Genomic DNA, 6645 nt, shown 5'->3' with positions numbered 1-6645 from the left:
GTTGGCGTTGGGGTCGGCGTTGGGGTCGGCGTTGGGGTCGGCGTTGGGGTCGGCGTTGGGGTGGGAGAAACAAGAATTATGCCATTGCTGCCATTATTTGCACTAGCATCTAAGATTCCATGGGAGATCGACCCATTTGCGGAGGTAATTTTGAGGGTAATATCACCCCCCTGACTATCGTTGGTCGTTGAGTCAATAGCTTGTACAACAATGTTCCCTTGTTGAGTTTCAAAGAAAACATGTCCTGCATTCCCATTTTGGGCACTCGAACGGATAGAACTCAATGTTGTAATGTTCCCAATTGTTTGAATCCATAGGTTAATGTTGCCACCGTTTCCAGCTAGCTGAGTAGCGCTTGAGTTCAATTCTCCTGTGGTTATATCACCCATCTCCGTCGTCAATTGAATCGTACCAGCATTACCGGCTTGGGTGGATGTATTCAGATTTCCCGTACTAATACTTCCCCCAGAAGTGGTTAGGGATATATTCCCCCCTTGTCCATCGGAATGGGTATCGAGGTTTGCGGTGGTAATAGTGCCCGCAGAAGCCGTTAAAGAAATATTTCCCCCTTGTGAATTATCGCTGGTATTTAAGTTTCCAAGGGTAATACTGGCTCCTGAAATATTAATCTCTCTACCCGGAGCGGTAAAGGTGGCGGATGAGTCCATCATAAATGAACCGTTGTTATTCCTATCCGCATCAGCCCTAAAGATGATAGAACCCGTACCGGGTGGGAAATTTAAGGAGACTCGATTGGCAATGGTAATATTCTCGGTCGCTTCTAAAACAATATTACCTGCCACCTGTTCTAAAGTAGTAGCATTAAGGGTAATATCAGTTCCTGGAAATTGGGTAAAGTCAATGCTGGGCAGGTTATTCTCGGCTTCTGGAGGGTCAAAGGTATTGGCAATTAGAATATTTTCCGGATCAAGTAAGAGGGTTCCCCAATTTCCGGCTGGAGTGCTGACATTAACTTTGCCGGAAAAAGTAAGGGTGTCTTTGCCGGAAACTTCTACTAATCCCCCATTTCCTCCAGTTTCTCCTCCTCGCGCTTCTACTGTGCCGTAAAATTGGGTATTTCCATCTGACCAAATGATAATTTCTCCCCCATTTCCGTTATCCAAACTATTAGCACGGATGTGGGAATCAGGACTAATGAGGGTTTGTTGGGCGTTGGGTAGGGGGCCTTTTCCTTGGTACGATCCGCCGATGTAAATTTGACCACCATTTCCAGGAGTAGAAGCATCAAGAGTTGCGTCAATTACGCCGACTTGAGTCCCAATGATGTTTATAGTTCCAGAGTTAAGATCGGGTTGGGTATGGGAAACATCTAGGGTTTCGGAGGCGATCGCCACGCCTGGATGGTCTGGTATGGTAATCTCAGAATGGGTTAATACCAGTTGTCCCTGAGCATTTACCTCGATCTGGGAAACATGATGGGGAATTTCTCCCCCCGTGAGCAGTTCAGGAACGGAGAGGGGGTTAAAGGGGACAGACTGGCGATCGCCAACTGGAATTTCTAAACTGAGTAAGTGTCCCTCTTGAGAAATGCGTAGGGTATGATTACCGGGAACTGCACCCAAGGTGATTGTCCCCCCTGGTGCATTGAGGGTTCCTAAATTGATGACTGTGCCACCGGTTAAGCTCAAGCCTTCACCGTCATCAACCGTTAAGTTGCCCCAATTCAAAATTACGCCTGGACTGGCTCCATCAAACCTAAATTCATTGGGTGTACCGGTCAAAATTTGCCAGTTATTGTCCCCAAATGCATTCAACCATTGATTTTGACCAAAACCAATACCCGTAGCGGTTGTAGCGTGAAATGCAGCGGGAACGTTGAGTTTAGCATTTGGGCCAAATAGAATCCCCGCAGGATTAATGAGATAGAGGTTAGAATTACCTCCTAAAACTTGGATTAACCCATTAATCGTAGATGGATTTCCCCCATTAATGCGGCTGAAAATATTCTCAATTCCTGGTGTAGACAAAAAATTGGCCACCTGATGAGGAGTAAGGCCAAATTGAATAAAACTATGAAAGAGGTTCGCACCATCAGCAGAGGTACTCCCCCCTTGGATATAGAATTGATTCCCCTGGGGAATCACTGTCGTTCCTGTACCATCAGCCGCTGGTACAATGGTTTGGGCTTGGGCAATTTGGACATAGCTTCCGCACAACCACAGGGATAGGGTGAGCAGGAGATTCAAGCTGTTTATCCGCAGGGACATAAGTAATTACTCGGATTCACTCGATGAAAGGAGTTGGCTTTGGGCAAATGCATCGAGTTGAACAGAGCGGAGCAACGTTTCCCATTGGTTGGCGATCGCCCCATCTTGGGGATGGCGATCGTACAGTTGAGCCATCGCTGATAGTGCGTCATGCCAAATGCCTGACTCAGCATAAATCTTGGGTAGAGCTTCTGGACTAGCTTGTTGAATGTGGGCTTTTAGAGGGTCGCTTGCTTCAATACGTTCTATCCAACCATCCACAATGATATCACCTGTACGGTCTTGAGGATCGCAAACTAAGGATAAATACCAATGGTAGAGTTCATTGTGTTTTAGTCCCTCTGCTTCCTCTTTCGATAAGCGGATACTGACAATTCCCGATTCAGAAGGGGCACGCAGTACTTTCTCGTAGATAATTGTTGTGTCGTTTTTGTCCATCAAGGTAAATTTCAGCATTTTACCTTCAGCATGAGGAACATACCAGAAGAGGGTAGGATGGCTTTCTAAAGTTAAGGCTAAATCTTTGAGAGGAACTAAAGCGGTTAAGGGTTGGTTATTCCCTTCAGAAACACTACAGCCACGAGTTCCTGCATCTGAGGTTCTGGGGGGCGCTCCTCTTCTTGGAGGATTAAAGGCTTGGGCCATTTCAAAACTGGGTTTAGGGAGGGCAGTAGATGCACTGTGCCAACCCAGAGTTGCTACGAAAGTCAAGGTAGCTAGTTTGCGTTTTTTTTCTGACCAGCATGTGTTTTTTTTCATTTTCAATAACCTCGGTTATTACGATGGATACAAGGGAGGCGATCTAGAGATCTCAGTAATCTTAAGGATAGTCTTCATCTACCCGATCGGAAGATAAGGAAGGATAGAAGTTCTCATAGAAACAGTTTAGTGTTTTTCCGTTCTCTCTTTAACCGAACAAGTACGGATTTTTCTTTTAAGTTTTCATTAAGACATCCACCAAGAGTTTTCAAGGAGGATCGAGTACTGAAATCAAATATTTGGGGTTTAGATTTCAAAAACTTTCCGGAAGAAACTAAAGGATTGAGGTAAATTGTAAATTGCTCTTAAGTGATACATTGGCAAGAGAAAAAGGGGGTGAAACCCCCCATTCTATTACGGCAATGCTTCAATGATGAGGCTCTAATCCCTCGATCTTGAAGGGACTAAGACTAACGCATGGTGACAAATTCTTCGGCTGAACTGGGGTGGATGCCAACTGTGGCATCAAAGTTGGCTTTGGTAGCTCCCATTTTCAGGGCGATCGCCACGCCCTGGATAATTTCTCCTGCATGTTCTCCCACCATATGCGCTCCTAAAACCTTATCCGTTTCTTCATTAACTACCAATTTCATTAATGTACGGTCTTCTTGGCCGCTCACGGTATGATAAAGGGGTCTAAACTTGGCACGGTAAATTTTAACTTTATCACCATACTGAGTGCGAGCTTCTTCTTCCGTCAAGCCCACGGTTCCCGCTTCAGGATTGGAAAAGACAGCAGTCGGTATATTATCATAACTCATTTGCCGAGATTTCCCACCAAAATGGGTATCAGAAAAAGCGCGACCTTCTCCAATGGCAACCGGGGTTAAATTTACCCGATCTGTACAGTCTCCAACGGCGTAGATATGTTCGATGTTGGTGCAACTATTGGCATCAACGGCGATCGCCCCTTTTTCCACGGTTATCCCTACTTTATCTAACCCTAATTTCTCTAAATTGGGTCTACGTCCCGTTGCCGAGATTCCCACTGCATCAGCAATGATAATCTCCTCCTCATTTTCTCGCGCAATCGTCACCGCTAGACCTTCATCCGTTTTTTCCACCAGCTTAATCACGCTCTTGTTTAAAATCCGGACACCATGGCGCTCCATTTCCGATTGAATATGGGTGCGAATATCCCCATCAAAGCCATGGAGAATATGCTCCCGACGGATCACTTCCGTCACTTCGGTTCCCAGTCCATGGAGGATACAGGCAAATTCTACGCCAATATATCCACCGCCTAAAATGACCACCCGTTTGGGTTGCTTTGTGAGCTGGAAAATTTGATCGGAAATTAAGGTATGTTCAATCCCAGGAATATCGGGTTTAACCGGTTTGCCTCCCACGGCAATCAGGATTTTATCCGCCGTTACCGTATCTTCACCAATTTTCAGGGTATGAGGATCGACAAACTCGGCATATCCCTGATATAATTTAACCTCAGATTTATCCAACATTCTCTGATACACCCCATTCAGGCGATCGACTTCCCCATTCACGGCAGTAATCATTTTTGTCCAATCTAGCTCACTTTCCACCGGACTCCAGCCGTAGCCTTGGCTCTCTTCAAACAAACTGGGAAAATGGGAAGCATACACCATTAGTTTTTTGGGAATACAACCTCGGTTCACGCAGGTTCCCCCCAGGCGATCGAATTCGGCGATACCCACCTTAGCGCCATATTCGGTGGCACGTCTGGCGCTGGCAATTCCCCCTGAACCGGCACCAATGACAAATAAATCGAAATCGTAACTCATGGTTCTTATTCTCCCAAATTTCCTTCTATTGTAATGAATGGGTTTTGTAGGGGCGGGTTCACCCAAATGTAGGACTCCCACCAATTAATATCCTAAACCCGCCCCTTGTATCTTAAGAGAGTAGGGTGGGCAATGCTGTTGCTCAACTTTGCCACCTTGACCGGTCTGGGTACGTTAGCGAAAGGGTAACGCACCCTACGAGATCTGAACTAAATTGCTTTTTGTTGTTCATTAGACATCTCCTAGAATTAGGCTGAAACCCTAATGCTGTCGTTTAAAAAACGAAGTTTTAGGAGATGTCTATTGTTAATTCGTCAATTCTCGATACAATTTTCATAGACCTGGTGACCGATAACTGAACATGACTGTAGAGACCGAAACGCCAACGGAAGATCTGACTGTAGACCCTCTGGATGAATTGTCTGATGATGTGGAAATGTCGTTGTTTGACCATTTGGAAGAGCTGCGGCAACGGTTTTTCTATGCCTTAATTGCGGTGGCGATCGCAGTGGTAGGCTGTTTTGTGTTAGTCAAGCCGATTGTGCAATTCCTGGAAATTCCCGCAGGAAATGTGAAGTTTTTACAATTAGCTCCGGGAGAATACTTCTTTGTTTCCCTGAAAGTGGCCGGCTATAGCGGTATCATCCTGGCAACTCCCGCGATTCTCTATCAAATTATCCAATTTGTTCTCCCCGGGCTGACACGCAGAGAGCGGCGGTTAGTACTTCCCGTGGTAGTGGGATCGAGTGTCTTATTTCTCACTGGGCTACTGTTTGCCCAAATGGCGTTAATTCCCGCAGCGCTGAACTTTTTTATCACCTATGGCGCGGAAGTTGTTGAGCAAGCATGGTCAATCGATCGCTATTTTGAGTTTGTATTGCTGTTGATGTTTAGTACCGGATTGGCGTTTCAAGTCCCCGTGATTCAAGTGCTGTTAAGTGCATTAGGATTGGTTTCATCCCAACAAATGCTGGCGGGATGGCGCTATATTGTCATGGGAGCCGTGCTGCTTGGCGCGATCCTCACTCCCTCTACCGATCCGGTGACGCAAAGTTTACTCGCGGGAGCCGTTTTAGGGCTGTATTTTGGGGGCGTTGGGTTAGTAAAGGCGATCGGTCGTTAACTGGTGTGGTAAAATACGGGTTCTGAACCTTAAAATTGGCTCTTCATTGGGTTTTGACCAGTATGAGCCGTGGTCAAAGATAGAACACTTAGGAATTAAATAGATGGAAGTTGTATTAAGCAAGATTCTTTACAAGGGTGAAATCAAAGGGTCTCAATCCGATGAATATATTGAGATCGCCAATTATGGAGAGGGAAGTGCGGATTTATCGGGTTGGAAAGTTGCTTCATCAGGAACCAATCAAGAATTTATCTTTCCTGAAGGGACAGCCTTAGCTTCTGGCAAAAAATGCCGGGTATATACCAATCAAATTAACCAAGAGTCTGGGGGATTTAGTTTTGAACATAAAACTGCCCTCTGGAACGATCTAGGAAGTACAGGAAAACTCTTTGATGCCCAAGGCAATGAAGTCTCTAGCATTTCTTATTCATCCAATGGTAAAGTAGCGATCGCTGAAATTGGCTATAAAGGCCAGATCAAAGGGTCTCAATCTGATGAATATATTGCGATCGCCAATCATAGCGATAAAAGTGTTGATTTATCAGGCTGGAAAGTTCTTTCATCCGGCAGAAATAAAGAATTTATCTTTCCTGAAAGCACGTCTTTAGCCTCTGGTCAAACCATACGAGTCTATACGGATCAAATCAATCAAGAGTCTGGGGGATTTAGTTTTGAATACAAAAGTGCCCTCTGGAACGATCAAGGAAGTACAGGAAAGCTCTTTGATGCTCAAGGGAATGAGGTTTCCAGTTATAGCTATCAAAATTCTAATTAA

The 6645-nt window shown here is 45.3% G+C and carries 5 protein-coding genes; 2 read left to right on the top strand and 3 right to left on the bottom strand.

What is annotated here, in order from left to right; translation table 11 throughout:
- From J7545_RS22610 to gor, 3 genes are all read right to left on the bottom strand, one after another.
- The coding region (locus J7545_RS22610) for a filamentous hemagglutinin N-terminal domain-containing protein (RefSeq protein WP_318720153.1) at nucleotides 1-2228 on the bottom strand (2228 nt) is incomplete at its 3' end.
- Between the two features lie 6 nt (nucleotides 2229-2234).
- Nucleotides 2235-2987: a DUF928 domain-containing protein gene (locus tag J7545_RS22605; protein ID WP_318699001.1), complete on the bottom strand. Its 753-nt coding sequence runs from the start codon at nucleotides 2985-2987 to the stop codon at nucleotides 2235-2237.
- A gap of 410 nt (nucleotides 2988-3397) precedes the next feature.
- Complete coding sequence (gene gor, locus J7545_RS22600) at nucleotides 3398-4747, bottom strand: glutathione-disulfide reductase (protein ID WP_318720152.1); 1350 nt, start codon at nucleotides 4745-4747, stop codon at nucleotides 3398-3400.
- A 361-nt stretch (nucleotides 4748-5108) separates the two neighbouring features.
- Between gor and tatC the strand changes: the two genes are divergently transcribed.
- A complete protein-coding gene (tatC, locus tag J7545_RS22595) occupies nucleotides 5109-5870 on the top strand; it encodes a twin-arginine translocase subunit TatC (RefSeq protein ID WP_318698999.1) in 762 nt (253 codons plus the stop codon).
- A 103-nt stretch (nucleotides 5871-5973) separates the two neighbouring features.
- Entirely contained in the window at nucleotides 5974-6645 is a 672-nt protein-coding gene (locus J7545_RS22590; protein WP_318698998.1) for a lamin tail domain-containing protein, read from the top strand.

Origin of the sequence: Roseofilum sp. SBFL, from assembly GCF_017746885.1 — a bacterium.
Lineage (GTDB): Bacteria > Cyanobacteriota > Cyanobacteriia > Cyanobacteriales > Desertifilaceae > Roseofilum.
Note: the sequence above shows the minus strand (reverse complement) of the source record. Positions and strands in the feature narration are given on the sequence as shown.

What these genes read in the sequence shown, in the direction of transcription:
- J7545_RS22605 (WP_318699001.1), bottom strand. Translation starts at nt 2,987, where the DNA reads ATGAAAAAAAACACATGCTGGTCAGAAAAAAAACGCAAACTAGCTACC.
- gor (WP_318720152.1), bottom strand. Translation starts at nt 4,747, where the DNA reads ATGAGTTACGATTTCGATTTATTTGTCATTGGTGCCGGTTCAGGGGGA.
- tatC (WP_318698999.1), top strand. Translation starts at nt 5,109, where the DNA reads ATGACTGTAGAGACCGAAACGCCAACGGAAGATCTGACTGTAGACCCT.
- J7545_RS22590 (WP_318698998.1), top strand. Translation starts at nt 5,974, where the DNA reads ATGGAAGTTGTATTAAGCAAGATTCTTTACAAGGGTGAAATCAAAGGG.